Here is a 24,603-nt window from a genome sequence, read left to right as displayed (position 1 = left end):
AACCACAGGACCAGAGGGCACTTGCGCTCTGGTCCCCAGGTATCGCGCATGAGCCTGACCCCGGAACTATTGCTACACGGCTATTCCATCGGAATTTTTCCGATGGCCGAGCACCGCGATGACCCGGAACTGTTCTGGGTCGATCCCAAGTTTCGTGGCGTTTTTCCGCTAGATGGCTTTCATATCTCGCGCAGCCTTGCACGCCGCATTCGAAAGTCCGGTTATGCTATCAGCATCAACCGCGATTTTGCCGGAGTGGTCGATGGCTGCGCTGATCGGGCAGACACCTGGATCAATGCAGAATTGCGCCACCTTTATCAGCAACTCCACCTCGCGGGCCGAGCCCATTCGCTGGAGGTCTGGGATGAGGACGCACTGGTCGGCGGCGTTTATGGCGTTACGCTGGGTGCGGCGTTTTTCGGCGAAAGCATGTTTTCCCGTCGAAAGGATGCCTCGAAAATAGCGCTGGCTTATCTCGTGGATCGCTTGCGCCAAACCGGATTTCTCTTGTTTGACACCCAGTTTCTGACCGCTCATCTGGCGTCTCTGGGAGCGATCGAGATTCCGCGCACGCAATATCGGCACGCGCTTGAAGAGGCGATCAATGCCAGTGCGGATTTCGAGGCAGCAGTGCCTCAGTCACCAGACGCAGTGATACAGCGCATCACCCAGACGTCATAACGCGCATGGTCCAGCGCGTTCAATGCGGGCGACGTGGCAATCATCCAACCGTCAAACAGTTGATCTGTCCCGCCTTTTTCCCAGATCGTCAGGTAGGCAAACGCATCACCGGTCGGGTTGTCCGCTGGATAGCGGCAATCGCCCAAGGCCACATCCAACCCAAAAACCGGCAGTGTCTGACCATTCCGCATTTCAACATCGACGGTCTGACCGCTGACCTTGTCCAGACCACGCAGCATTGCGCCAGGACCGGATTGGGCTTTTTGCTGGGCCGAGGCCCCCGTCGCGACCAGCAACGCTACAATCAGGGCAAATCGCTTCATTCGCTTCCGTCCCCGGCCACAAACTTGACCAGCAGGGAAATCAGACTGACGGCACCTTGCGTATCTTCGACTTGATCGCCCGCTTCAAAGTAGAAAGGCGAACCACCCGGCATAACCTCGACAAAGTTGCCGCCCAACAGCCCTTCGGATGAGATGACAATCGCGCTGTCGTCCGGCACCAGAATTCCGTCAGAGATCGAGAAGGTGGTATCGGCGCGATAGGTTTCGGGATTCAGGTCTACACCGGTTACAGTGCCGATCTTGACACCAGCAAGGCGTACGTCAGTGCCGACGCCTACCCCTTCTAAGGAACGGAAAGAGGCGCCCAGTTCATAGCCGCCACTGCTTTGCGACAGGCCGGTGGATTGGCTGGCGTAAACGCCAAATGCGACGGCACAGGCTAAGACGACCCCACCGACCAGAACTTCGGTTGCATTATAACTCGACATTGCTCGCCTCGTGTTATTCCGGGCTCCAGGCCTCGTAGTCCTTACGCTCGACCGGGTCCGGGCGGCGCAAAGAACCTGCTGGTGCATAAGCCAAAGCAGAGCCTGTCAGATTTTCCTGATGCGGTTTTTCCCAGGATTTGTGTTTCAGCGGTTTGTCCGTCGGCGGCTCATCCCAGGTGCGGTGCAGCCAGCCATGCCAATCGGGGTCAACTCGGCTTGCCTCGGCCTCACCATTGAAAATAACCCAGCGTCTGCTGTCGTCGGCATTGTGATAGAACACGTTGCCTTCGTCGTCTTCACCGACCTTGATACCCTTACGCGATGTGTAAATCTGCGTGTTCAATGTGGATCCGTTCCACCAGGTCACGGCCCGCAAAAGACTGTTTAGGATTCCCATCAGCTGCCTCCGGCATTTCTGTACCCGCAGATATGGACCAAAGGCGGGCTAAGGTCCAGTGTCACAAAAACCGCACCCTCTATTGCGGCAGAGCCGCGGTCACTTCGATTTCGATGCGGTCCTCGGGTGTTATGAGATTGCATTCGATCACCGTCGCTGCCGGTGGGTTGTCACCAAAAGCTTCTACCAACAACGGCCAGCAAAGTTCGAACTCATTCATGTCCGGCAAATAGTAATTGACCCGAACTACGTCCGCAAAACCGACTCCAGCCTCGGCCAGCGCTTTTCCAATCGCCTCCAAGGACGACTTGCACTGCCCTACAATGTCCTCCGGCACGTTGTCACCTTGGGCGCAAGTCCCGGCGACAAAGACGAAACCATTTGCAACCACAGCACGACAATAGCCGATTTTGGCCTCGAATTCTCCGCCAGATGAAATGCGCCTGATTTTCATGCTTCCCTCCAAAAGAAAACGGCGCGGTCAATCCCGCGCCGTCTTGGTAATTCTTGTTGTGCCTTACCCTGCCGAAGCTGATTCCGCGGCATCCGCATAGATGATCAGTGGTTGCTTGTCAGACGACACCGCTTCTTCGTTCACCACCACTTCGGTTACGTTCTTCATGCCCGGAAGTTCGAACATGGTGTCCAGAAGGATATCCTCGAGGATCGAGCGCAGCCCGCGCGCGCCGGTTTTGCGTTCGATGGCCTTCTTGGCGATCGACTTCAGCGCATCATCAGTAAAGGCCAGCTCGGCGTCTTCTAATTCGAACAGGCGCTGGTACTGCTTGACCAGAGCGTTCTTGGGTTTGGTCAGGATTGTGACCAGTGCATCTTCGTCCAGATCCTCCAGCGTTGCCAGAACCGGCAGACGACCAACGAATTCCGGAATCAGGCCGAACCGCAGCAAATCCTCGGGCTCGAGATCCTTGAAAATCTCACCCACGCCACGTTCATCATTGTCCCGCACGTCGGCACCAAAGCCCATGGCCGAGCCTTTGCCGCGTTGCGCGATGATCTTATCCAGACCTGCAAAAGCACCACCGCAGATGAAAAGGATGTTCGTGGTATCCACTTGCAGGAATTCCTGCTGCGGATGTTTGCGCCCGCCCTGCGGCGGTACACTGGCCACGGTGCCTTCCATCAGCTTCAGCAGCGCCTGCTGTACACCCTCGCCCGACACGTCACGCGTGATGGACGGGTTTTCGGATTTGCGGGTGATCTTGTCGACCTCGTCGATATAGACGATGCCGCGCTGCGCGCGTTCGACATTGTATTCGCTGGACTGCAGCAGCTTGAGGATGATGTTTTCAACATCCTCACCCACATACCCGGCTTCGGTCAGTGTGGTTGCGTCTGCCATGGTGAACGGCACATCCAGAATGCGCGCCAGCGTCTGCGCCAGCAGCGTCTTACCGCAGCCGGTCGGACCGATCAGCAGAATGTTGGACTTGGCCAGCTCAATATCGCTGCCTGCCTTTTGCGCGTGGTTCAGACGCTTGTAGTGGTTGTGCACCGCCACCGACAGAACCCGTTTAGCGGTGGCCTGACCGATTACGTAATCGTCCAGCACCTCACAAATGTCTTTGGGTGTTGGAACGCCATCGCTGGATTTCAGGCCGCTGGCCTTCGTCTCTTCGCGGATGATGTCCATACACAGCTCGACGCATTCATCACAGATGAAGACGGTGGGGCCGGCAATCAGCTTGCGCACCTCATGCTGGCTCTTGCCGCAGAAGCTGCAGTAGAGCGTGTTTTTGCCGTCACCGCCTGAATTCGTCGCCATGTTCTACCTTTCGGGCTTCGTCCCTGCGGTCTGTGTGGAACCGCGCATGCCACATGTTGGTGCAGCTTAGGCCACCACCGGGGCGGCTACAATCTCAAAAATGGTCCCCACGCCCAAGACGTGGGGAGATATTCTTAGGCCTCGTCACCATCCATTTTGGCGCGATTTTCGACGATTTCGTCGATGTGACCCCAGTCTTTCGCCTCTTCCGGGCTCATGAAGTTGTCACGATCCAGCGCTTTTTCAACCGCCTTTTTGGTCTGGCCGGTATGACGCACGTATATGTCATAAAGGCGATCCTTCAGTTTTTGCGTCTCGGCCGCGTGAATCATGATGTCGCTGGCCTGGCCCTGATAGCCGCCACTGGGCTGGTGCACCATGATCCGGCTGTTGGGCAGCGAGAAACGCATTCCCTTCTCGCCCCCGGCCAGCAAAACCGACCCCATCGAGGCCGCCTGACCGATCACCAATGTGGAACATTTCGGCTTGATATACTGCATTGTATCGTAAATCGACAAACCGCTGGTGACGACGCCACCGGGAGAGTTGATGTAGATCGAGATTTCTTTGTTCGGATTTTCCGCCTCAAGATGCAGCAATTGCGCGACGATCAGGTGGCTCATCCCGTCGTGGATCGGGCCGTTGATGAAAATGATCCGCTCTTTCAGAAGGCGCGAGAAAATATCATACGCGCGTTCACCCCGGCTGGTCTGCTCGACGACCATGGGAACGAGCGTATTCATATAGGTGTCAACGGGATCGAACATGAGAACCTGCCTGTTTTGCTATGGATCGGGACATTACCCGAAGAAACGTTACCCGAGTCTTAGTGTCGCCACGGGGGGGCTGCAAGGGGGGCACAACAGATCGCGCTCCAACCGCCCACAATAGGGGGATAGTCTGATGTCGAACGCACAGAAACAGCAGCGGTCAAGGCCTGGTTTGACGCGCTTGTTTGTAAGTTCCCCTTTTCGCATCACGTCATTTTGATCCATGCATATGGAAATTCATGCGCAGAACGTGTAGCAATGCGAACCGCTTTAGCGAAACACTCACAAAAGTTCCCCGACACCAGGGCTCAAAAGGAAAACACCAATGGCATTGCCTCAGATTTCACAGAATATGACGTCTGACGATTTCGATCGGATGGCGGGAAATGCGACCCGCGCATCGAATTTCCTCAAGGCGATCAGTCACGAAGGCCGATTGATGATCTTGTGCCATCTGGTCTCTGGCGAAAAATCCGTGACCGAGCTTGAGGATCTTCTTTGCGCGCGGCAGGCGGCTGTCTCGCAGCAGCTGTCCCGCCTTCGTCTGGAAGGCCTTGTGATTCCGCGACGCGAAGGCAAGGCTATTTACTACCGACTTGCTGACGACAGACCGCGCCGTATGCTTGAAGTGGTGTACGAGCTGTTCTGCGGCGACCAAAAGGACTGATTTCGTTTATCTTTCCACCGCACCAGACGCGTTGTTCCAGTCTTTCCGACCCGAACATTCTAACGTTGGTGCGGCCACACCCTGCCTTCGCAATCCATGCGGTCAATTTGGTCTGCAGCTTCGTGTTTCTATGCCCCGTGTCAGCGCGGTAAAATACTGGTTCCAGCAAATAAAAACTGCTAGGCCATGCTTAGAACATCAAATGGAGGTACTGATGATCCGAGCAATTCTGGTAGGGTTGGCACTGTTTTCTCTCGCCGCGTGCGAGACTGCCAAAGGTGCTGGCAAAGATATCGAAAAAGCAGGTGATGCCATTCAAGGCGCGGCAACTGACGTTCAGCAAAATATCTGACGCGGTTCAGGATATTGTGAAAGCACAACTTCTACATACAAGATATGGTTGAAGATTACAGCCAACCAAGTTACACTCCTTGGCACAGGTGCATAGACGCGGCATTGCATATCTGACACTTCGGGGTTCTTGTGCATCCACAAGAACCCCGTTCCCGTTTTGCAGGGGCAGAGTGGCAGCCTGGAAAAACCAGAGAAAAAGAAAAGGCGTCAGGTGCGCAGACGCGGTCCATGCATGTACCCTTGCGGATACTCCTGACGCCTTGCCGGGTCGATGCATCCGAGGGACGCCACGATCCAGTTGCCCAGACCCTGTTACAGGCCACGGCCGCTGCTCGGCATCCTAAGATGCTTTGCAGCACGCATCGACCTTCTGAGAGTCTGATCATCTGACCCGGGTCTGACACCCAATTCAACTGACCATCCACCGGTAAGCCTCTGCATATAAAAGCTAATCCTAAGACTTGCCCTTATTGCCTCGACCCCCTTTGGTCTTTGCGTCCCACCCTGGTTCCTAAGAACCGTTGCGGTAATAGAACTGTTACATCCGGGTCATGTTCCGACAAGAAAATAGCACTGCAGCATGAGAATTAGACGGGGATAAAGTGTTGATATCCGCCGGGAGAAAATTGTGGATAACTCCGGAAATCGAAACGCCGTGCGGTCTTGGCAATGGAAAACGCTGAATTCGACGAAATGACTCGATTTTCCTGACTTTCTGCACCCGCAAAGGCCATTTCGTTGCCGATTGCGGGTATTCACAGCCTCAGAGCATCGAATCAGACGGATCCGCGCTTACCATTGCCTGGCCAGAGATGTTCAGAGAAACTGGGGCCGGACGGCTCTCAGACCACAAGCTAAGCCGCGCTGAAGGTTCGCGAGACCCTAAACCACATATGCCGGGGAACGCCGCAATCCGGCACCGTGTGTTCAGGACCCTGTCGCTTGCAACCAAGATGCCGCCCGACCCGTCCCCCCTGAGGAGACGCTGTATCCGTATTTGAGAAACGTTCCGACCCGACCGAGATTACCTACTACGCGCTGCAACACGGTGCAGCCAGTACCCCCTACGGCCGGCCGGGCCGGAAACGCTTCAGTTCACCTGACGTTCGAGCACAACGCTGTACGTTGTCCCGCGACGCAGGCTACGGAAATCCGCGTAAATCTTGCCGTCCTGATAGCGCGCATCCACCAGCGCATTCACACCCACCTGCGGATCGGCCGAGCTTTCGACGATGCCGATGGTGCCCGACCCATCCAGACTGATGGTGCCGGTGGCGTCAAACACGCGCCAATCTGTGCCAGCATCCGGTCGCCACATGCTGGGCCCCCAGAACAGATTGTCCTGCTGCTGCTGGATATCCAGCACCCACTCTCCCTGATGAAAGCGCGGCGCATCTCCGGTGGCCACCCGAGACGGGGAGACCTTGGTATAAGTGCCCGTCCAGGCACCGCGCAGATCAGGTGTGGTTTCGGCCATCGAAGCCGTGGCAAGGCTGAGGCTTGTCGCCAGAGCGGCTGCTCCGGCAGTCATATATCTGGTCATGGGCTCTCCTCCAAAGTTCAGGGCCGTTGCTGGCCTGTTGTACAGATTGGAAGGGAGTGCGCAGGTTGCAACTTACCTAAGGGAAACTTCACAAACCGGTAATGTTTGCCTTATGCCCAGGCCAGCGCGGTACCGAGGATCACCAGACCGATGCCTGCCGCCTCGCGATACGAAAAGTTTTCGCCGAACAGAAAGAATGAGGCGATGGCGATCAGAACAACCTCGGCCCCCAGAATACCGGTATAGATGATGCCCAACCGTTCCTCGCGCAGCGCAGCAAGTTCCAGCGTTGCCCCGGCCAGCAGGGTTGCGACGATCAGCAGGCCAAGACCCACACCGGGGAGTTTCCACCAGAACTTCATCGAGATCATGGCCACGGAATAGAGACCCGCCGACCCGAGGGCGATAAGGGGGATCATGGATGTGGACATCTGCGCCTCCTGCCGAGGTTGCCGGTGGGTCAAGTGTAGCAGGAGGGGAAGGTTGAGGCTGTGAGGTGGGTCACAGCCTTCGGCTAGAACACAATCGCGATGAGTTCGGCCAGTCCTATCAGGCAGAGCAGTGCATTCGACGTCAGGACCAGCCCTTTCAAATTCCGCGCCTTTAGCCCACGACCGAAACTGCTGTTCGCAAAAGCGTCGTCCATGTCACCGCGCAGGTTTTCGACGTCTTCAAGCGCGGTCTTGCCCGCAAGAACACCATAGACCGTCACCGCAATCACCAACACGATCAACGGCAGAGCAAGCCCTTCGGGACCAAACCCGATGATCGCGGCAAGGCCGACAAATGCAAAGATCGAGGTGCGCATGATGTCGTAATAGTGGTCGAGACGACCCATCGAAATTTGAGAACGCAGCTGCGAGTCCATAACACTTCCCCCTATGAAAAACTTGTTTGGAATGAGGGGAGTGTATCACTTATTGCGGGATTTCAGAAATTTGGGGGTTGGGCAGAAGTGATGGTTGCTCTGGTCTGAGGGGGTGAGGCCCGTCTTGGAAACGGTCCAGTGGACCGTTTCGGGCCGAACGGGCGGAGCCCCGGGGAGCAAACGCGCCGCCCGTTTTGCCGGAGGCAAACCTTCGGTTTGACGGGGGCGGGTCGAAGCGGCCCAGCGGCGACGCCAGTCGGTTAGCGCATCTAGTAGAAACCGTCTCTGTAGCTGAAGCGGCAAACCAAAAAGAAAAACTCAATGCCGTTTCATCTCAATAATTCTATCAATTTCATAAAATCTCTCAAAGGATTTATAAATTTTTGCCAACTCTTTCCCAAAATCAGATTGAGCCTTTTCGGCTTTGTAAGCAAGGTAACCAGATACATCTGCGGCCTGACACCCAAGGTCATTCTTGAGCGCGAAAAAATGTCCAACGAGGCCTTGGTAGTTAACTGTCACATTCTCCCAAGAACTCGCTTTTGCCACTTGATAGTACATTGAAAGGTGTTGATCCAAAGTGTTGAAACCTGCCCGGATACCTTCCTTGTCGGCTTCAGCAATTATCATCCAAAGCGCCCTGCTTGGTGGGTTCTCAGCCGCTCGCACAAATGCGCTTACTACGCAGAAAGAAATCCTCGCATTTCTATTTTCTAGAAAAGGAACGGTATCGTCAAAATAGCCGACGCGCCTAAACCGCCCCCCAAAATTTGTGAAGTGCAATAACAACTCTGAAACAGCACGAATTTTTTTCTCATCGCTATATTCACGAAGCAAATCGGAACCGTGCAGGGCGGGCAATAAACTAAATTCACTCTCAAGCCTTTCGGGATGCAAAACGCCTGAAAGCGAACTATAAAATGTGGATCGAAACCTATCTACCTTCTCGGCCTCAATATGAGCAATGGTTACTGCGGTAAAACGGCGACCATCTCGTTCACCTTCTTGCTCATCTAAGTAGTAAACCCGCAGCGCACTAACCTCTTATTTGAATATCAACGTCGTAATCCCACAGTGTGTGTAAGAAGTTGGCTTTGCCAACCGTTTTCGCCCGCCGAAAAAAAATGGCCAGCTTTTAGCTGTCCATTTTTAAGGCGCTAATAAACGCTTCCTGTGGGATATCCACCTTCCCGAACTGGCGCATCTTCTTCTTACCCGCCTTCTGCTTGTCCAGCAGTTTGCGTTTCCGCGTGGCGTCGCCGCCATAACATTTGGCGGTCACGTCCTTGCGCAGCGCCGAGAGGGTCTCGCGCGCGATGACCTTGCCTCCGATGGCGGCCTGGATCGGGATTTTGAACATGTGGCGCGGGATCAAATCTTTCAGCTTTTCGCACATCGCGCGACCCCGCATCTCGGCCCGGTCGCGGTGAACCATGGTCGACAGCGCATCCACAGGCTCGTCATTCACCAGCACCGACATCTTGACCAGCGCGTCCTCGGTATAGCCGGTCATCTGATAATCAAACGAGGCATAGCCCTTGGTTACCGATTTCAGGCGGTCGTAGAAGTCAAACACGACCTCGTTCAGCGGCAGGTCATAGACGACCATGGCGCGGGAGCCCGCATAGGTCAGGTCCATCTGGATACCGCGGCGGTCCTGGCAGAGTTTCAGCACGTCGCCGAGGTATTCATCGGGCACCAGAATGGTCGCCTTGATGCGCGGTTCCTCGATATGGTCGACTTTGGATGGGTCGGGCATGTCGGCGGGGTTGTGCAGCTCAATCATCTCGCCGTCTTTCATGTAGACGTGGTAGATCACCGACGGCGCGGTGGTGATGAGCTCGATATCATATTCGCGTTCGATGCGGTCGCGGATGACCTCAAGGTGCAGAAGGCCAAGGAAACCGCAGCGGAAGCCAAAGCCAAGTGCTGCCGAGGTTTCCATTTCAAAGCTGAAGCTGGCGTCGTTGAGGGCCAGCTTGTCGATCGCATCACGCAGGTCCTCGAATTCGGAACTGTCCACGGGGAAGAGGCCACAGAAGACCACCGGCTGCGCGGGTTTGAAGCCTGTCAGAGCCTCTTCGGTCCCGTTGCGGTCATTCGTGATGGTGTCGCCAACGCGAGTGTCGCGGACCTGTTTGATTGATGCGGTGAGAAAGCCGATCTCACCGGGGCCGAGGCTGTCGACCATCTCCATCTCAGGGCGGAACACGCCAACGCGGTCCACATGGTGCAGGGTGTTGTTCGACATGAACTTGACCCGCATGCCCTTTTTCAGCGTGCCGTCCATAATGCGGACCAGAACGATGACGCCGAGATAGGCGTCATACCAACTGTCGACCAGCATGGCCTTGAGCGGCGCGTCCAGATTGCCCTGCGGTGCAGGCAAGTGGGTGACGATAGATTCCAGCGTTTCGTGGATGCCCTGCCCGGTCTTGGCCGAAACCTGAATCGCCTCGGACGCGTCGATGCCGATCACATCCTCGATCTGTTCGGCCACGCGGTCACAGTCGGACGCAGGCAGGTCGATCTTGTTGAGTACCGGCACGATCTCATGATCTGCATCGATGGCTTGGTACACATTCGCCAACGTCTGCGCCTCGACCCCTTGGGTCGAGTCCACAACCAGCAGCGATCCTTCGACCGCGCGCATGGACCGCGAGACCTCATAGGCAAAGTCCACGTGGCCGGGTGTGTCGATCAGGTTTAGCACGTATTGCTCGCCATTGTCGGCGGTATAGTCGATGCGGACGGTGTTGGCCTTGATGGTGATGCCGCGCTCGCGCTCGATATCCATGCTGTCGAGCAGCTGTTCCTTCATGTCACGATCCTTGACCGTTCCGGTCTCTTGGATGAGCCGGTCAGCAAGGGTGGATTTGCCATGGTCGATATGCGCGACGATGGAGAAATTGCGGATATGAGCGAGGTCTGTCATGGGTTGGGGATATGCGTCGGAATTGGGCTGTGGTCAAGGTGGGACGACATGCGGGGAAACCCTTTGTTCCCAAGCTCTCGGCCCAGTCAGACCAAACCGTTTTTGACCAGCGCTGCATTCATCCAATGCGTCTCGCTTTGCACATGGCCCTCACGTACGTATTTAGCAAGGTGTATGGGCATGTCTTCTTCCTTGAAGGCCCCAGTGGTGCGAACGACAAACCCCTCTTGTTTTTCGAGATCGAGACCCGCAATTACATCCTTTGCGATCTGTGCCGAAAACCGCCCGCGATAAAGTTCAGGAACCGCTGTGACCCCAAGTTCGACAAAGCGCGAAAGCGTCGCGTCTCAAGGTTGAACTTCCTCAGCCTTGATCCAAGCAAATCCCAGAAAATATGTCGGCAGCTCTGAATAAGTGATGGAATGACGCGCGAACAAATACTCGCCCACAATTCGTTCACCCTCGGCAAGTAGAGGCGCTATACCGGCTGCAAATGCCTTCATCCAATCTCGCGACGGATGATATCTCGCGTCGAGGCTGCGGGGGTGACAGCCTAGGCTATGGATCGTGGTATTCTCACCGTCCATCTTTTCAGTGAACACCACTTCGTCAGCCATCTCTAACACGGCAACGCTAGACATGATTTTGTCATCACTCGTGGCGCCAGGAGATTGCGGCAAGTGAAATGTGCGTCCGTATTTCTTAAGCATAGTGGTCTCATGAGGGGTTTCTAAGCAAAGTCGGGTTAGACAACGCGACATTCGCAAACCGTGCAATCACTTTTTCTCAACGTTTGATTGATCCCCTTCCCCGTTTGATTCATACTCCTGCGAAGACCGAGAGGGGCATAAGACCCCTCCGGGCAGGCAAACATGAGGCATGAGCATGAAAAAGTTCCTCTTAATCGCATTCTGTGCCACGTCGCTGACAGCGGTGGCTCCGGTAGTGGACGCAGCACAGATCAAACGCGCCTGTTTGGCGTCGGATCGCTCAGCTGCGACGCGGGATCGGTGCAGTTGCATTCAACGGGTGGCCAACCAGGCGTTGACCCGCAGCGATCAGAAGACCGTTGCCAAGTGGTTCCGCGACCCGCATCAGGCGCAAGAGCTCAAGATGTCGAAGACCCAGCGCGACGATGCGCTGTGGGACCGGTATCGGAACTTCGGTCAGATGGCGCAGGCGATCTGCAACTAGGCTGATCAATCCTTGACCTGACCTGAACTGCGCCCCAGAAAGGCGCAGCGAAAGGGATATCTGATGGTTATGAAAGGGCTGACCCTGCGCGGCCTCGAAGTATTCGAGGCGCTGGCGCGGACGGGATCGGTGGCGCAGGCTGCCGAAATCACGGGGCTCAGCCAGCCGTCGGTGTCCCAGCAATTGCGCAATCTGGAAAAGGCAGTGGGCACCGATCTGGTGGATCACACACGGCGCCCGATGCGCCTGACCCAGGCAGGGCGCAGCTTTCTGGCCCGCGCGCAGGCGGTTCTGGCCGAGTTGCAAATCGCCCAAAGCGAGCTGACCGTGATGGATTTGGGTCACCTTGCAACCCTGTCCATCGGCCTGATTGACGATTTCGACAATGACCTGACCCCGCGACTGGCCACTCTGTTGGCCGAAAGTCTGACGCGGTCAAAGTTCAAACTGATCACACTGCCTAGCCTCGACCTGTTCGAAGAACTTGAGGCGCAGCGCCTGCAGCTTGTGGTGTCAGCCCATAGCGGCGAGGTGCTGGAAGGCGTGGTCGAATACCCATTGGTTCGCGATCCCTTCATTCTGGTGACGCCCAAAGGGGCCGAAAACGCCATGCAGGATCTGCCCTTCCTGCGCTATGCCCGCGAGCAGTTGATCAGCCGCCAGATTGAGGCCCATCTGGCGCGCCAGCAGCTGGAATTTGAAGAACGGTTCGAAATCGGTTCTCATCTGGCGCTGATGGCGATGGTCGCGCGCGGCCTCGGCTGGGCGATTACGACGCCGCTGGGCTATATGCGGGCGGCGAGATTCCATGACGGTCTTGAGGCGCACCCTGCCCCGATCGGAGACGTTTCGCGGACGATTTCCTTGTTCACCCGCACCGACTGGTCAGGTCAGGTTCCGCAAGAGGTCGCAGGCATGATGCGCCGCCTAATGGGCAGCCAGATTGTTGACCCGGCCCTTGCGCAATTGCCATGGCTGAACACTCGCCTAAAGTTGATGAGCTAGCCGCGTAGATGCGCGTCGAGACCTTCGACCGCTGCCTCGATTAGATCCAATGCTCCATCGAAGTCACGTGTATAGTATGGGTCCGGGACGTGGTCTGTGCCGATATGTGGCACAAAATCCGTCAGCAGACGCACCGGGGTTTCGTTCCCGGCTGGTCGCAGTGCCTCGATATTCGCGATGTTGTCGGCATCCATCCCGATGATCAGATCGAACCTGTCGAAATCCCTGGCCGTGAATTGCCGCGCCCGTAAATCATCCAGTTTAATGCCGCGCGACTGAGCTGCCTTTTGCATCGGCCCATAAGGTGGGTCACCGATGTGCCAGCCCGACGTCCCCGCACTATCGGTAGTATGATGCGGCGCGCGGGTGCGAAAGACACCTTCGGCGGCGGGAGAACGGCAGATATTGCCCAGACAGACGAACAAGATACGGTGGGTCATGAACCACTGTGTAACGCGAAGGGCCAAGATGGAAAAGATCGTCATTCTGACAGGGGCCGGGATTTCCGCCGAAAGCGGTTTGGGCACGTTCCGCGACGAGGGCGGTTTGTGGGCGCAGCATCGAATTGAGGACGTCGCCACGCCCGAGGGGTTCGCGCGTGATCCCGCGCTGGTGCACGAGTTTTATAATGCCCGCCGCGCACAGGCCGCCGAGGCGCAACCTAACGCGGCCCACGATGCACTTGCCCGACTACAGCGGGACTGGCCCGGCGAGGTTGTGATCGTCACACAAAACGTCGACAGCCTGCACGAGGCCGGTGGCGCGCAAGGCGTGATCCACATGCACGGAACGCTGGCCGGGGCGCTTTGCGCGGCCTGTGGCCACCGCTGGGCGGCACCGCCCGAGATGGCCGTGGGCGAGCCCTGCCCTGCCTGCGCAGCCCCCACCGCGCGCCCGGATGTGGTGTGGTTTGGTGAGATGCCTTATCACATGGACGCCATCTATGATCATCTGGCAGACGCAAGTATCTTCGCCGCCATTGGCACTTCGGGTCAGGTCTATCCCGCCGCGGCCTTCGTGCACGAGGCCATGATGTCCGGGGCAAGAACTGTCGAACTGAATCTCGAGCCGTCGACCGGCGCATCCAGTTTCGACGATGTCATACTGGGCCCCGCAACAGAAACCATTCCGCGCTGGGTCGATCAGATCCTGAACGCGCAATAGGGCGAAACCCGCAGACAAGTGGCGAATTTCCTTGCTATACTAGTGCCCTAACAACCCGAGAGGTCCCCATGACAGACCCCAAAAACCAACAAGGTGAAATCCTTGACGATGACAGGCTCGATACGCGTGGCGCCCTTGGTGATCAGCTAACGAACCTGTGGTGGACATTCTTGCTGCGCGGAATTCTGGCCGGGGCGCTTGGGATCGCAGCGCTATTCTGGCCGACGGGCAGCATCTCATTGCTGATCCGTCTGGTGGGCGTTCTGCTGGTCCTTGATGGCGGCCTGACACTGCTGGGGTTTGGCCGGCGTGGCCTGATTGGCGGTTTCGGCATCGGGGCACTTCTGATCGGACTGATCCTGCTGATCTGGCCGGAAGGCGTCGCGCGCCTCGCGTTCTTTTTGCTCGGCGCCTGGGCTTTGATTGTCGGGATAGGCTCGCTGATGGCGTGGCGGCAATTGCCCGATGCACATCCTGATGCATCCACCATGCGCAACTCCGGCATTGTCGCGCTGTTGATCGGCCTTGTTTTGTTGTTCTGGCCGGGCAGTGGCATGGTGGCGCTGGGCTGGGCGATTGCTTTCTCGGCGCTGGCCTTTGCCGCAGTAATGCTCTGGCTGGCCATGCGCTTCAAGCGCGCCCATGACCGCCTGGCGATGCGGGTGGTCAACCGCTGAACCTTTTCCACAACGACAAAAGGCCGGGAATATCCCGGCCTGACGCATGGATGACGGCCGCAGCGCGGCCCGAATTCAGGCGCAGCTCTAGTTCGAATGCGAACCGTGACCGCCGGTGTCCTTACGCTCCAAATCCACCGGAATTTCGATCTCGACTTCGCCTGCTGTCTCGAAGATCAGCGTAACGGGAACCATTGCATCCTGCTCAAACGGGGCTGTCAGGCCCATGAACATCACGTGGTCGGCACCGCGCTTCAGCATGTGCGTTTCACCCGCCGGGATGGCAATGCCCTCTTCGACATGGGTCATTTTGGCAACGCCATTTTCGTCGACAATATGGGTGTGCAGCTCGACCCGAGCCGCAGCGTCGGATTCCACGCCGATCAAACGGTCATCGGTCGCGCCGGTGTTCTGGATCATCATGAAGGCCGCGCCAGCTTTGGCCGTTTTACCCGATGATCGGGCATAAGCGTCATCGACGGTGATCGTGTCCTGCGCAAAAGCAGCCGTAGCAATAGTTGCGGCGGCAAGGGTGGTCAGCAGTCTGGATGTGAGGGACATAGCGCCTCTCCTGTAGTTTGGTGTTTGATAAGAATTGATAATGAATCAAACACTTGCAGGAGGTGCCCGGGCTGGCTGAAACGGTATAGGCAGAGCGATCAGATTCTCCGCGATACGCGATGGCATGGGTCGATCGGTGTCCGGGGCAACTGGCAGGGACGGTTCCGCAATGCTCACCGCGCCCAACAGGTTCAACGCATAATCCGGACAGAAGTGCGGGGCCTTTGTCGGCTGCCCTTCGGCATCCATATAGACCACGACCGGACCAGATCCGGTACACAGCACCATATGCCCCACCGCCCGGTCCACACCGCGCGATGCAGCAACGCCCTGCCCGGTCAAAACGACCAGCAGCGACAGCACAAACGGCAGAACTTTGTTCAGAACGGGTTTCATCCTGTCCCCGATATAGGCCAGAGACAAAACGGGCTTCAAGCGCAATCAGACACGCTTGAAGCCCAGGGCCGGGAGGACAATGTCAGCGATCCGGTTCCGGGCGCTTGACGGACCCTTTTGTCAGGCTCGTATGCAGCCGATTCACCCGACGCTGCATCCGCAGACATGCCCCAAACGTTTTGCCGAAAAAGTCGGCCAGTAGGGAGAAAGAAGGTAATGATTTGAACGACATGAGGTTGAACTCCGCCAGATGAATATGCCTAAACATAATACGGGTAGAGCAAACGGTATGTGAACAATTTCACCCAACGCGGAAATTTAATTCCAAATTGAGAACAGCACTCTGCACAAAACGAAAAAACCCTGCACCAAAAGGTACAGGGCCTGAATTCTCGCAGGAAAAAGGTCTTAGGCCGAAGCTTGCGCCTTGGCGATTTCCTTTTTCACTTTCAATGCGTTGTTGGACAGCTCATCGTCCTTGGCTTTCGCCAGGAACGCGTCCAGACCACCACGGTGGTCCACCGAACGCAGGGCAGCCGCCGAGATGCGCAGCTTGACGCCACGGCCCAGCGTTTCCGACTGCAGCGTAACGTCGTTCAGGTTGGGCAGAAAACGACGACGAGTTCTGTTTTTGGCATGGCTGACATTGTTGCCAGTCATCGGGCCTTTTCCGGTCAGTTCGCAACGGCGCGACATGGTTTCTTCCTTTGTTTCTGGAGGCCAGGCATTACACCCTCGGCCAAATCACAAGGGGCACAACCCGAAGTCGCGCCCGAAAACTGGTTGGATGCATGTAGTGGGAATCACAGACGGGGTCAAGCCATATGCCAAGGATTCACAGCACCAAGTTTTCATTTAATTCTCCCAGCCGTTTCAGGGCGTGATTTTCCAATTCAGGACGACCTGTTTTTGCCGCTGCGGCCGCCAGACGCGCCCAGTACCGGGGGCTTTTTAGTCGCGCAGCACGATGCACACGGACCATTCTTTCCGGTGACAACCGCTGACGAAGCAGCATTTTCTGTAGCCTGCCATATCCACCGGTTTGCCTTATAACTTTTGTCGCAGGATGACCAGTGAAGCAAAGCCTTACGATATTCATTGTGGGAAAGGCGTCTTGGACCATGCGGGCATTCAATAAATCGGCACGGTTGAACGGATCAATCAGAATGAGGCCGCGCACAGGATAAGAGCGACTCGGCAGCGCCCCAAGATCAGGATCGAAGTCTGTCGCCCACTTTTTGAAACGCGGGTCAAATGGCACGTGATGTTCAGAAATTGAGAACTGCGGTGAAACAGCAAGAAGATATTTCAAGTTTAGCTCTCGCGCCAAGCGGAGACCGGCGTAACCACGCATTAAAAAGCCCATCGCCGCGAAGTGTTCCATTCTCTGGGTCAGCCGCGACAGGCAGGCCTCAAGTTCAGGTGTTTCAGAGTTTACATACCAATCATTCAGCCGAGCCTGCACATGCAAATGCGCATATCCCGCCTGTATGAAGGTTGCCGCTGGCCGCGGTTCCGGAAACCGCCCCGGATCAGACACCCGGTGGCGAAAGGTGACATACAAGCGAGGCTGACCTGGATTGAAAAGCGTGGCACGCAGTCGATTTCCATCAAAAATCCGACATTGCTACATTCTTCAACTGCGCTTTTTTTGACCAGTATCGCCTGCCTGATCGGGCTATTTCATTCAATCACGTATTCAGGGCGGGTTCTACATAACTGCTTTTTTGGGGATTTAAACATCCGTGGGGCGTTCCCCTATACGTTATAGCCCTGCAGCAGTGGTTTTTCATTCTTTAGGTGCCGAGCCACGAGGCGCGCTTGTTGGGGGCCTTTAGGGATGTACCGGGCCGGGTTGGGATTGTGGTTCACATCCGCCAATTCCGGAAAGATATCGAATATTTCACGTCGGGCTTCCAGGCTAAGGGTCATGAGCGCCTCAGGCCCGGTAAACAGGCTTTCGCTTGGGGCGTTTTCGGCAAAGATAACCTCGTGACGGTCAAAAAGCAGGTGGTAATATTCGACGCTGTCCACCGTAGCATCAACGAATATCCCTGGCAGCGCGGTCAGTTTTATCGCCGGAATCAGAACTTCGGGCTCGCCAAACATTCGTTCTGCGATTTTCGACTGCACCAGCATTCTGTGCTGCCGTGATACCAACAGATCCCGTTTGGGCAACCCATTGCCCAAGGCGCCTGCCAATATGCGGACGGGGCGACGTTTCGGGTCGCCCGCCAATGCCACCGAGTCAAATTTACGGCGCCCGATCCAGCGGATCGGTTGCATCCCGTTGCCCCGCGTTGGGATCATATCCCCCTGTCGGAGATCCTGAATAAGGACCGGACCACGTTGTGCCTGAATTACTGTATCGCGGGTAAAGCACAAAAACCCTGTGCCGGATTCAAACCCGCTATAGTTGACCACGATCCCTGAGGGCAATTCGAAGCTGCCGCTGGAAAGCGAATAGGATTGCCCGACAACAACGGTGAACGTTCCGAAATTTGCGTCGGTTACAACTGTGCCCACCGGAAGGTTCAGCGCGTCCTGCCCGCCGCCGCCCTGAACATCCCCGGTGACTTGGGTTCGGATAAAGTTCAGGGTGTCATTGCCCTGCCCCAAACGGATATTGCCGACGCCTACGTCAAAAACCGTGACGGTATCCGCATCGCGACCCGCATTGATCTGCCCATCGATCTGGGCGTTGAACACGGTGATTTCATCGTTTCCGGCGTTGCCGCGTACACTCCCGGAAATAGTACTGCTTACAATCGTGATCTCATCGTCACCGCCACGGGCGCGAATATCATCAATGGGCGTGCCCTGGGGCGTACCGTTCAGCGTACCTTCGTCGCCGGTGACTTCGATATCGTCGTCACCATTTGTCCCACGGATATTGGGCATGCACGGCTATCTCCGACGCGTTCATTTGTTGACTTGCGCACCATCGAGACTATCGACTTCCCCTCGAAGCAGCACAATCAAAAATTGTATCTTTGCCCATAATACATGATTTTGGCGCACCCTCCACCTCTGACGCTAAAAGGCGTCTAGTGTGTTGCTAGGATACTAAGCATTCGTTCCGCAGCCGCCGTCGGGCTAAGATTGCCTGCGCCAACATCGGATCCAAGGCGATCCATTTCTGCGCGGGCGGTCGGCGTATCCAACCGAGATAGCAGCGCGTATCGCACTTCTTGATCGAACCAGAACCGCGCCTGCGCCGCGCGGTTGCCATCCCAATGGCCGTTTTCACGCCGCCAGCCTGACAGAGTGGTCATTTCGTCCCAGGCTTGGTCAAGCCCATGTTCCTCGACCGCGGAAACAGTCATCGCCTTGGGAAAACCCTCGGGGTCCTGCGGGCGTTTTCGCAGCAGGCGCAAAGCCCCCGCGTAGTCAGCACAGGTGCGGGTGGCCGTGGCTTTCAGATCTCCATCCGCCTTGTTCACAAGGATCATGTCGGCCATTTCCATGATTCCGCGTTTAACCCCCTGCAACTCATCCCCGCCCGCAGGCGCAAGCAACAGAAGGAACAGATCCGACATTTCGGAAACGACGGTCTCGGACTGCCCGACTCCTACAGTTTCAATCAGCACCACGTCGAACCCTGCCGCCTCGCACAGGGCAATCGCCTCGCGGGTGCGGCGGGCCACGCCGCCCAAATGGGATTGGCTGGGGGACGGACGGATAAAGGCGTTCTTCTCACGACTCAACCGCTCCATCCGGGTTTTGTCACCCAGAATAGAACCACCTGAACGGGTCGAACTGGGGTCGACAGCCAGGACCGCAACGCGGAGGCCCTGCTCGATCAGCATCATGCCAAAGCTTTCGATAAAGGTGGATTTGCCCACCCCCGGAGTACCGGACAACCCAACGCGCAGGGATTGCCGCCCGGCTTTGGCCACATGCGCCAGCAATTCAGACGCCTGTGCCCGATGATCCGCGCGACCACTTTCGACCAGAGTGATTGCCCGGGCCAGCGCACGCCGGTCTCCGTTCAAAATCTTATCACCTAGGCTGTCCATATCCATTCCGACCCCGATCTTTTGCGGCACGACTACTTGCCGCCCCAACGGGTGGTTTGTCCAGACCGGACCGCGCAGGAAACCTGCCTAAAACCTGCATTTTGCACCTATGTGTTGCTGTTGATCCTCTTTGACCGGACCGCCGCTGGCTCTATGCCGCAGCGGCGCGATCATCGTCATTGGGAAACAGCGGAACTGGACGTTGCGCCGTGGTTGGCTGATAAAGCGCCAATGACAACACGCCTGCCCATCGATGACGCCATCCCCGAATTGCTTAACGCCCTGAAGGCCAATGGCCGGGCCGTTTTGCAAGCCCCTCCGGGCGCGGGCAAGACAACGCGGGTACCTCTGGCGATGCTTGAGGCCGGGTTGTGCAATGGCAAGATCATTATGCTCGAACCCCGCAGGCTTGCTGCGCGGGCCGCGGCAGAGCGGATGGCGGAAACTTTGGGGCAACGTGCGGGTGAAACCGTCGGTTACCGCGTGCGCGGCGATGCGAAAACCTCAAAGACAACCCGCATCGAAGTGGTGACCGAAGGCATTCTGACCCGAATGCTGCAATCTGAACCGGATCTGCCAGGCGTCGGCGCGGTGATTTTTGACGAGTTCCACGAACGATCTTTGAACGCGGACCTGGGACTTGCCCTGTGCCTTGAGGTTACGGGCGCACTACGCGACGACCTGATCCTGCTGGCGATGTCCGCAACCCTGGACGCCGAACCCGTCGGCCAACTGATGGACGCGCCGGTGGTGACATCCGAAGGACGCAGTTACTCGGTTGAATCCCGTTGGCTGGACCGGCCATTGGGCGCGCAGGCAAGACGGTTGGATGCTCTGATTGATCTGGTCGTCCAGGCCGAGCATGAAACCGAGGGCGGCATGCTCGTGTTTCTGCCCGGCGAGGGCGAAATTCGCAGAGCCGAAGCCGCATTATCCAAACGATTGCCTGGCGATTGCGCAATTAAACCTCTGTTCGGCGCAATGCCCTTTGCCGCCCAACGTGCGGCGATTGCCCCGGCAGAAACTGGGCGAAAGGTGGTTCTTGCGACCTCAATCGCCGAGACCTCGCTGACCATTCCCGACATTCGTGTGGTCGTGGACATGGGCCAGGCGCGCCGGGCGCGGTTCGATCCGGGTTCTGGCATGTCGCGTCTGGTCACGGAACGGGTGACGCGGGCCGAAGCAACCCAACGCGCAGGTCGTGCAGGGCGCGTGGCCGAGGGCGTGTGTTACCGGCTGTGGTCCAAGGGGGAAGAAGGCGCGCTGGCCGCCTACCCCCCTGCCGAAATCGAAGCCGCCGACCTGACGGGCCTTGCGCTGGAACTGGCACTTTGGGGGGCCGAACCGGATGACCTGGCCTTTTTGACACCACCACCCGAAGGAACGATGGCCGAGGCCCGCACATTGCTGAACATGCTGGGTGCGTTGGATGTCAAAGGGCGGATCACCGACCACGGACGGGCCTTGGCTGCCCTGCCCCTGCATCCTCGGCTGGGGCATATGCTGGTGACGGCCGGGACAAGCGCCGCTCCGCTGGCGGCGCTGATGGCAGAACGCGATCCACTGAAAGGTGCCCCGGTAGATCTGCTGCTGCGACTCGAGGCATTGCGCGATACCCGCGCCTTTCAACGCAACCGGGTGTGGCAGATCAACATGGGCGCGCTGGAACGGATCAGAGCCGAGAGCAAGCGGCTGAAAACACGAAGCAACGAGACAGACCTGAGCCCTGCCGCGATGGCCGCCTTGGCCTATCCCGACCGAATTGGACAACGTCGCAAAGGCGATGTGCCACGTTACGTTCTGTCCGGCGGCAAGGGCGTCGTGCTGGACAACGGTGACACATTGGCGGCCGCGCCCTATCTTGTGGTGACAGATACGGACGGAAACCCGCGCGAGGCCAAGGTGCGCATGGCCGCACAAATCTCAGAGCGTGAAATCCGGGACCTGTTCGCGGATCAGATCGAATGGGTAGACAGCTGCGCGTGGTCGAAACGCGAACGCCGGGTCATTGCGCGCACGCAGGAACGCCTTGGCGCGATCACTCTGGATGACCGTATCTGGAAGGACGCGCCGGACGAGGCCATCGCCCGCGCCATGCTGGACGGAGTGCGTGATCTGGGGTTACGACTGGAAGGCGCCTCTGCGCGATTGGCCGCGCGGGTGGAATTGGTGCGCGCCGAAGGGATCGACCTGCCGGACTTTTCAATGGATGGGTTAATGGAAACGCTGGACGACTGGCTGCTGCCCATATTGTCAGGTCAGCGCAGTGCAGACGACTGGAAAAAGTTTGACCTGCTGCCTGCCCTGCGTGCCCGGCTGGATTGGGCCCAAACGCAGGAATTGGACCGTCGCGCGCCGGGATCGTTTGAAACACCGCTGGGCCGCAAGGTGCCGATTGATTATGGCGGAGCGGTGCCCGAGATTTCGGTCCGCCTGCAGGAACTGTTCGGTGTCACCCGGCATCCGGTTATCGGGGGCGAGTCGCTCAAGATCACTCTGCTGTCCCCTGCGCGGCGACCAATCCAGATCACGCGCGATCTGCCCGGATTTTGGGCCGGATCTTACGCGGATGTGCGCAAGGACATGCGGGCGCAATATCCAAAACACCCCTGGCCCGAGGATCCGACCCAGGCCGATCCAACCTTGCGGGCCAAGCGGCGGACCTGACGTTCGTTTGCTTCAGAAAATGCGTTCGTTCAATAGATGCATTGAAGCCTCGGTTTATAGTTGTTATGTCACTTCTCCTTGAACCTAAGAAAAGTACTGGCACTTAATCGATGGCATCTTGGCTGAACAATATCTGGGAAGAAGTTGGCAAACCCTTCTTCCAGCGCCCTCACAGGGTCCAGTTTGCAGCCTTGTGCGTACGCGGGACCGGCGACGACAAGCAAGTCCTGTTGATCACCAGCCGTGGCACAGGCCGTTGGGTCATCCCAAAGGGATGGCCGATTGACGGCATGGACGGGGCCGAGACTGCCAAAGAAGAAGCATGGGAAGAAGCCGGGGTGAAAGTGAAACACCTTGGCCGCAAGGCCGTCGGACATTTCACCTATGACAAGATCCTGGATGACGGCACAGCCCAGCCCGTACGCACCAATGTGTATCGCATAGATGTCAAAGATCTGGCCGAGGAATTCCCCGAAGTCAGCGAGCGTGAACGGTGCTGGTTTTCGCCGCATGAGGCCGCAGAGCTGGTGCAAGAGCCAGAACTGCGCGAAATGCTGCGTCAAATGTAACGCTTTCGCAACAAACTTCTGTGAGGCCGGTTGCAACGTGCACGGGCAACCGTTAACCGCGCCGGTTAAACCGTATCACCCACAGAAAACCGATGTCGAACACGAACGAAAAAAACCGCTGGCAGGCTCTGGACAGCGATCTGCACCGAATTTCGCGCCTTGAGCATGCAAACGTGCACGTGGCACGGCCGCTTCTTGCACCAGGTATAGCGCTGGCATTCATTGTCATGGCGGGGCTTATTGCGGCAATTCTGTTCGGTCGGGCCGATGGCGGGCTGATCGTCATCGCGGCCGCCGGTTTTGGGGCCTATATGGCAATCAACATCGGTGCCAACGACGTTGCGAACAATATGGGCCCTGCGGTTGGCGCGAACGCACTGACCATGGGCGGGGCAATCGCCATCGCGGCCGTCGCGGAAAGCGCGGGGGCTCTGCTGGCGGGCGGCGACGTCGTCTCGACCATCTCCAAGGGCATTATCGACCCAGCTTCGGTCCAGAACAGTAACGTCTTTATCTGGGCAATGATGGCGGCGCTGATCTCATCAGCGCTGTGGGTCAATCTGGCCACATGGGTTGGCGCGCCCGTTTCCACAACGCATTCGGTCGTGGGCGGCGTGATGGGCGCTGGCATTGCTGCAGCAGGTCTCAGCGCGGTTAGCTGGGGCACAATGAGTGCGATTGCTGCCAGCTGGGTGATCTCTCCGGTTCTGGGCGGCGCGATTGCTGCCGGATTTCTGGCTCTGATCAAAGCCAAAATTCAATATCAGGACGACAAGATCGCCGCGGCCCGCCGCTGGGTACCCATTCTTGTGGCCGTGATGGCCGGTGCATTTGCCACCTATCTGTCGGTGAAAGGCTTGAAGCGGATCGTGAAAATCGATCTGGAAATTGCGCTTCTGATTGGTCTGACATCGGGCTTGCTTGCCTGGGCCGTGACTGTGCCTTGGGTGCGACGCAAATCCGAAGGACTTGAGAACCGAACCAAATCGCTGAAAACACTGTTTGGATTGCCTCTGGTGATCTCGGCCGGGTTCCTGAGCTTCGCTCATGGCGCCAATGACGTTGCCAATGCAGTTGGCCCACTGGCGGCAATCGTGCATGCCGCCGAGTTCGGTGATTTCGCCTCAAAAGTCACGATCCCGACATGGGTGATGGTGATCGGAGCCTTTGGCATTTCGTTTGGCCTGTTCCTGTTTGGCCCCAAACTGATCCGGATGGTGGGCAGCCAGATCACTAAGCTAAATCCGATGCGCGCATTCTGCGTCGCCTTGTCGGCAGCCATCACGGTGATTGTCGCAAGTTGGCTTGGGCTACCGGTCAGTTCGACCCACATTGCAGTCGGCGCAGTGTTCGGCGTTGGGTTTTACCGGGAATGGAATCAGGATCGCCGGCGCAAGAAAAGCAATGATCGCCGTCCGCCCGAGCAGCGCATTGCTCGCGAAGAGCAGCGGCGGCGCAAACTGGTTCGGCGGTCGCATTTCATGACCATTGTGGCCGCATGGGTAATCACGGTCCCGGCGGCGGCGACAATGTCGGCGGTGATCTTCTGGATCCTGACTGCGTTCACCTGAACGCGGTCGG

Annotated in this window: 29 protein-coding genes; 10 read left to right on the top strand and 19 right to left on the bottom strand. The window is 57.3% G+C overall.

Annotated elements, in window-relative coordinates:
• Nucleotides 1–48 precede the first annotated feature (48 nt).
• Nucleotides 49–681 carry a leucyl/phenylalanyl-tRNA--protein transferase gene (gene aat, locus AC2FFH_RS15680; RefSeq protein WP_496844760.1) on the top strand — a complete coding sequence of 211 codons (633 nt, stop codon included), beginning with the start codon at nt 49–51 and terminating at the stop codon, nt 679–681.
• On the opposite strand, the gene AC2FFH_RS15675 is transcribed toward aat, so the two are convergent.
• The 6 genes from AC2FFH_RS15675 to AC2FFH_RS15650 form a co-directional block, all read right to left on the bottom strand.
• Nucleotides 636–1,004 carry a DUF2155 domain-containing protein gene (locus AC2FFH_RS15675; RefSeq protein ID WP_496844759.1) on the bottom strand — a complete coding sequence of 123 codons (369 nt, stop codon included), beginning with the start codon at nt 1,002–1,004 and terminating at the stop codon, nt 636–638. The two genes, aat and AC2FFH_RS15675, sit on opposite strands and share 46 nt — an antisense overlap.
• Entirely contained in the window at nt 1,001–1,453 is a 453-nt protein-coding gene (gene mlaD / locus AC2FFH_RS15670) for an outer membrane lipid asymmetry maintenance protein MlaD (RefSeq protein WP_058272198.1), read from the bottom strand. The genes AC2FFH_RS15675 and mlaD overlap by 4 nt, the downstream gene beginning before the upstream one ends.
• A 13-nt stretch (nt 1,454–1,466) precedes the next feature.
• Nucleotides 1,467–1,850 (bottom strand): NADH:ubiquinone oxidoreductase subunit NDUFA12, encoded by a 384-nt coding sequence (locus AC2FFH_RS15665; RefSeq protein ID WP_058272199.1) that lies wholly within the window; start codon nt 1,848–1,850, stop codon nt 1,467–1,469.
• 79 nt (nt 1,851–1,929) lie between these two features.
• Complete coding sequence (locus AC2FFH_RS15660; protein WP_496736832.1) at nt 1,930–2,304, bottom strand: RidA family protein; 375 nt, start codon at nt 2,302–2,304, stop codon at nt 1,930–1,932.
• A 63-nt stretch (nt 2,305–2,367) separates the two neighbouring features.
• Complete coding sequence (gene clpX, locus AC2FFH_RS15655) at nt 2,368–3,633, bottom strand: ATP-dependent Clp protease ATP-binding subunit ClpX (protein ID WP_058272201.1); 1,266 nt, start codon at nt 3,631–3,633, stop codon at nt 2,368–2,370.
• 134 nt (nt 3,634–3,767) lie between these two features.
• Nucleotides 3,768–4,400 carry an ATP-dependent Clp protease proteolytic subunit gene (locus tag AC2FFH_RS15650; RefSeq protein WP_108861785.1) on the bottom strand — a complete coding sequence of 211 codons (633 nt, stop codon included), beginning with the start codon at nt 4,398–4,400 and terminating at the stop codon, nt 3,768–3,770.
• Nucleotides 4,401–4,728: 328 nt separating this feature from the next.
• On the opposite strand from AC2FFH_RS15650, the gene AC2FFH_RS15645 reads away from it, so the two are divergent.
• Both AC2FFH_RS15645 and AC2FFH_RS15640 read left to right on the top strand, forming a co-directional pair.
• Nucleotides 4,729–5,070, top strand: a complete 342-nt coding sequence (locus AC2FFH_RS15645) for an ArsR/SmtB family transcription factor (RefSeq protein WP_496844757.1) — start codon at nt 4,729–4,731, stop codon at nt 5,068–5,070.
• A 214-nt stretch (nt 5,071–5,284) separates the two neighbouring features.
• On the top strand, nt 5,285–5,422 hold the full coding sequence (locus tag AC2FFH_RS15640) for an entericidin A/B family lipoprotein (RefSeq protein WP_199913560.1): 138 nt from the start codon (nt 5,285–5,287) through the stop codon (nt 5,420–5,422).
• A 1,092-nt stretch (nt 5,423–6,514) separates the two neighbouring features.
• Here the strand turns inward: AC2FFH_RS15640 and AC2FFH_RS15635 are convergent.
• The 6 genes from AC2FFH_RS15635 to AC2FFH_RS15610 all read right to left on the bottom strand — a co-directional run bounded on the left by AC2FFH_RS15635 (nt 6,515) and on the right by AC2FFH_RS15610 (nt 11,411).
• The gene (locus tag AC2FFH_RS15635) at nt 6,515–6,967 is read right to left on the bottom strand and encodes a hypothetical protein (protein ID WP_496707118.1); all 453 of its coding nucleotides are present in this window, start codon (nt 6,965–6,967) and stop codon (nt 6,515–6,517) included.
• Nucleotides 6,968–7,077: 110 nt separating this feature from the next.
• Nucleotides 7,078–7,398 (bottom strand): hypothetical protein, encoded by a 321-nt coding sequence (locus tag AC2FFH_RS15630; protein WP_496707120.1) that lies wholly within the window; start codon nt 7,396–7,398, stop codon nt 7,078–7,080.
• 83 nt (nt 7,399–7,481) lie between these two features.
• On the bottom strand, nt 7,482–7,835 hold the full coding sequence (locus tag AC2FFH_RS15625) for a hypothetical protein (RefSeq protein WP_496844756.1): 354 nt from the start codon (nt 7,833–7,835) through the stop codon (nt 7,482–7,484).
• A 318-nt stretch (nt 7,836–8,153) separates the two neighbouring features.
• Nucleotides 8,154–8,696, bottom strand: a complete 543-nt coding sequence (locus AC2FFH_RS15620; RefSeq protein WP_496844755.1) for a hypothetical protein — start codon at nt 8,694–8,696, stop codon at nt 8,154–8,156.
• Nucleotides 8,697–8,970: 274 nt separating this feature from the next.
• Nucleotides 8,971–10,770 carry a translation elongation factor 4 gene (lepA, locus tag AC2FFH_RS15615; protein WP_496844753.1) on the bottom strand — a complete coding sequence of 600 codons (1,800 nt, stop codon included), beginning with the start codon at nt 10,768–10,770 and terminating at the stop codon, nt 8,971–8,973.
• A 347-nt stretch (nt 10,771–11,117) separates the two neighbouring features.
• Nucleotides 11,118–11,411, bottom strand: coding sequence for an RNA ligase family protein (locus AC2FFH_RS15610; RefSeq protein ID WP_496844752.1), 294 nt, complete (start codon nt 11,409–11,411; stop codon nt 11,118–11,120).
• Between the two features lie 244 nt (nt 11,412–11,655).
• On the opposite strand from AC2FFH_RS15610, the gene AC2FFH_RS15605 reads away from it, so the two are divergent.
• The gene (locus tag AC2FFH_RS15605; protein WP_496780242.1) at nt 11,656–11,964 is read left to right on the top strand and encodes a hypothetical protein; all 309 of its coding nucleotides are present in this window, start codon (nt 11,656–11,658) and stop codon (nt 11,962–11,964) included.
• Between the two features lie 63 nt (nt 11,965–12,027).
• A complete protein-coding gene (locus AC2FFH_RS15600) occupies nt 12,028–12,969 on the top strand; it encodes a LysR family transcriptional regulator (protein ID WP_496780244.1) in 942 nt (313 codons plus the stop codon).
• On the opposite strand, the gene AC2FFH_RS15595 is transcribed toward AC2FFH_RS15600, so the two are convergent.
• The gene (locus AC2FFH_RS15595) at nt 12,966–13,409 is read right to left on the bottom strand and encodes a low molecular weight protein-tyrosine-phosphatase (RefSeq protein ID WP_496844751.1); all 444 of its coding nucleotides are present in this window, start codon (nt 13,407–13,409) and stop codon (nt 12,966–12,968) included. The genes AC2FFH_RS15600 and AC2FFH_RS15595 overlap by 4 nt on opposite strands.
• A gap of 28 nt (nt 13,410–13,437) precedes the next feature.
• Between AC2FFH_RS15595 and AC2FFH_RS15590 the strand changes: the two genes are divergently transcribed.
• Together AC2FFH_RS15590 and AC2FFH_RS15585 are read left to right on the top strand one after the other, a co-directional pair.
• Nucleotides 13,438–14,133: an NAD-dependent deacylase gene (locus AC2FFH_RS15590; RefSeq protein WP_496844750.1), complete on the top strand. Its 696-nt coding sequence runs from the start codon at nt 13,438–13,440 to the stop codon at nt 14,131–14,133.
• A 68-nt stretch (nt 14,134–14,201) separates the two neighbouring features.
• Nucleotides 14,202–14,810: an HdeD family acid-resistance protein gene (locus AC2FFH_RS15585; protein ID WP_496844749.1), complete on the top strand. Its 609-nt coding sequence runs from the start codon at nt 14,202–14,204 to the stop codon at nt 14,808–14,810.
• 87 nt (nt 14,811–14,897) lie between these two features.
• Here the strand turns inward: AC2FFH_RS15585 and AC2FFH_RS15580 are convergent, their stop codons facing one another.
• From AC2FFH_RS15580 to meaB, 6 genes are all read right to left on the bottom strand, one after another.
• The gene (locus AC2FFH_RS15580) at nt 14,898–15,371 is read right to left on the bottom strand and encodes a copper chaperone PCu(A)C (RefSeq protein WP_496844747.1); all 474 of its coding nucleotides are present in this window, start codon (nt 15,369–15,371) and stop codon (nt 14,898–14,900) included.
• 45 nt (nt 15,372–15,416) lie between these two features.
• A complete protein-coding gene (locus AC2FFH_RS15575; RefSeq protein ID WP_496844745.1) occupies nt 15,417–15,812 on the bottom strand; it encodes a hypothetical protein in 396 nt (131 codons plus the stop codon).
• A 363-nt stretch (nt 15,813–16,175) separates the two neighbouring features.
• A complete protein-coding gene (gene rpmB, locus AC2FFH_RS15570) occupies nt 16,176–16,463 on the bottom strand; it encodes a 50S ribosomal protein L28 (protein WP_058272217.1) in 288 nt (95 codons plus the stop codon).
• A gap of 139 nt (nt 16,464–16,602) precedes the next feature.
• Nucleotides 16,603–17,331, bottom strand: coding sequence for an alpha/beta hydrolase (locus tag AC2FFH_RS15565; protein WP_496844744.1), 729 nt, complete (start codon nt 17,329–17,331; stop codon nt 16,603–16,605).
• Between the two features lie 194 nt (nt 17,332–17,525).
• A complete protein-coding gene (locus AC2FFH_RS15560; protein ID WP_496768212.1) occupies nt 17,526–18,668 on the bottom strand; it encodes a Hint domain-containing protein in 1,143 nt (380 codons plus the stop codon).
• 146 nt (nt 18,669–18,814) lie between these two features.
• Nucleotides 18,815–19,792 carry a methylmalonyl Co-A mutase-associated GTPase MeaB gene (meaB, locus tag AC2FFH_RS15555; protein WP_496768414.1) on the bottom strand — a complete coding sequence of 326 codons (978 nt, stop codon included), beginning with the start codon at nt 19,790–19,792 and terminating at the stop codon, nt 18,815–18,817.
• A 225-nt stretch (nt 19,793–20,017) separates the two neighbouring features.
• Between meaB and hrpB the strand changes: the two genes are divergently transcribed.
• The 3 genes from hrpB (at nt 20,018) to AC2FFH_RS15540 (ending at nt 24,593) form a co-directional block, all read left to right on the top strand.
• Nucleotides 20,018–22,453 (top strand): ATP-dependent helicase HrpB, encoded by a 2,436-nt coding sequence (gene hrpB, locus AC2FFH_RS15550; RefSeq protein ID WP_496844810.1) that lies wholly within the window; start codon nt 20,018–20,020, stop codon nt 22,451–22,453.
• A gap of 110 nt (nt 22,454–22,563) precedes the next feature.
• Nucleotides 22,564–23,022: an NUDIX hydrolase gene (locus tag AC2FFH_RS15545; protein ID WP_496740516.1), complete on the top strand. Its 459-nt coding sequence runs from the start codon at nt 22,564–22,566 to the stop codon at nt 23,020–23,022.
• A 92-nt stretch (nt 23,023–23,114) separates the two neighbouring features.
• Nucleotides 23,115–24,593 carry an inorganic phosphate transporter gene (locus AC2FFH_RS15540; RefSeq protein ID WP_496844742.1) on the top strand — a complete coding sequence of 493 codons (1,479 nt, stop codon included), beginning with the start codon at nt 23,115–23,117 and terminating at the stop codon, nt 24,591–24,593.
• Nucleotides 24,594–24,603: the final 10 nt, after the last annotated feature.

The organism is Ruegeria sp. YTSC003, from assembly GCF_059609785.1.
This window is presented reverse-complemented; position numbering and strand designations above follow the sequence as displayed.

Bases quoted from the DNA above. Each gene is read 5' to 3' on its own strand.
- AC2FFH_RS15610 (WP_496844752.1), bottom strand. From the start codon at position 11,411: ATGTCTAGCGTTGCCGTGTTAGAGATGGCTGACGAAGTGGTGTTCACT.
- AC2FFH_RS15595 (WP_496844751.1), bottom strand. From the start codon at position 13,409: ATGACCCACCGTATCTTGTTCGTCTGTCTGGGCAATATCTGCCGTTCT.
- AC2FFH_RS15650 (WP_108861785.1), bottom strand. From the start codon at position 4,400: ATGTTCGATCCCGTTGACACCTATATGAATACGCTCGTTCCCATGGTC.
- meaB (WP_496768414.1), bottom strand. From the start codon at position 19,792: ATGGATATGGACAGCCTAGGTGATAAGATTTTGAACGGAGACCGGCGT.
- mlaD (WP_058272198.1), bottom strand. From the start codon at position 1,453: ATGTCGAGTTATAATGCAACCGAAGTTCTGGTCGGTGGGGTCGTCTTA.
- AC2FFH_RS15580 (WP_496844747.1), bottom strand. From the start codon at position 15,371: ATGTCCCTCACATCCAGACTGCTGACCACCCTTGCCGCCGCAACTATT.
- AC2FFH_RS15560 (WP_496768212.1), bottom strand. From the start codon at position 18,668: ATGCCCAATATCCGTGGGACAAATGGTGACGACGATATCGAAGTCACC.
- hrpB (WP_496844810.1), top strand. From the start codon at position 20,018: ATGACAACACGCCTGCCCATCGATGACGCCATCCCCGAATTGCTTAAC.
- lepA (WP_496844753.1), bottom strand. From the start codon at position 10,770: ATGACAGACCTCGCTCATATCCGCAATTTCTCCATCGTCGCGCATATC.
- AC2FFH_RS15645 (WP_496844757.1), top strand. From the start codon at position 4,729: ATGGCATTGCCTCAGATTTCACAGAATATGACGTCTGACGATTTCGAT.
- clpX (WP_058272201.1), bottom strand. From the start codon at position 3,633: ATGGCGACGAATTCAGGCGGTGACGGCAAAAACACGCTCTACTGCAGC.
- AC2FFH_RS15540 (WP_496844742.1), top strand. From the start codon at position 23,115: ATGTCGAACACGAACGAAAAAAACCGCTGGCAGGCTCTGGACAGCGAT.
- AC2FFH_RS15630 (WP_496707120.1), bottom strand. From the start codon at position 7,398: ATGTCCACATCCATGATCCCCCTTATCGCCCTCGGGTCGGCGGGTCTC.
- aat (WP_496844760.1), top strand. From the start codon at position 49: ATGAGCCTGACCCCGGAACTATTGCTACACGGCTATTCCATCGGAATT.
- AC2FFH_RS15605 (WP_496780242.1), top strand. From the start codon at position 11,656: ATGAAAAAGTTCCTCTTAATCGCATTCTGTGCCACGTCGCTGACAGCG.
- AC2FFH_RS15545 (WP_496740516.1), top strand. From the start codon at position 22,564: ATGGCATCTTGGCTGAACAATATCTGGGAAGAAGTTGGCAAACCCTTC.
- AC2FFH_RS15640 (WP_199913560.1), top strand. From the start codon at position 5,285: ATGATCCGAGCAATTCTGGTAGGGTTGGCACTGTTTTCTCTCGCCGCG.
- AC2FFH_RS15625 (WP_496844756.1), bottom strand. From the start codon at position 7,835: ATGGACTCGCAGCTGCGTTCTCAAATTTCGATGGGTCGTCTCGACCAC.
- AC2FFH_RS15600 (WP_496780244.1), top strand. From the start codon at position 12,028: ATGGTTATGAAAGGGCTGACCCTGCGCGGCCTCGAAGTATTCGAGGCG.
- AC2FFH_RS15675 (WP_496844759.1), bottom strand. From the start codon at position 1,004: ATGAAGCGATTTGCCCTGATTGTAGCGTTGCTGGTCGCGACGGGGGCC.
- rpmB (WP_058272217.1), bottom strand. From the start codon at position 16,463: ATGTCGCGCCGTTGCGAACTGACCGGAAAAGGCCCGATGACTGGCAAC.
- AC2FFH_RS15590 (WP_496844750.1), top strand. From the start codon at position 13,438: ATGGAAAAGATCGTCATTCTGACAGGGGCCGGGATTTCCGCCGAAAGC.
- AC2FFH_RS15585 (WP_496844749.1), top strand. From the start codon at position 14,202: ATGACAGACCCCAAAAACCAACAAGGTGAAATCCTTGACGATGACAGG.
- AC2FFH_RS15665 (WP_058272199.1), bottom strand. From the start codon at position 1,850: ATGGGAATCCTAAACAGTCTTTTGCGGGCCGTGACCTGGTGGAACGGA.
- AC2FFH_RS15660 (WP_496736832.1), bottom strand. From the start codon at position 2,304: ATGAAAATCAGGCGCATTTCATCTGGCGGAGAATTCGAGGCCAAAATC.
- AC2FFH_RS15635 (WP_496707118.1), bottom strand. From the start codon at position 6,967: ATGACCAGATATATGACTGCCGGAGCAGCCGCTCTGGCGACAAGCCTC.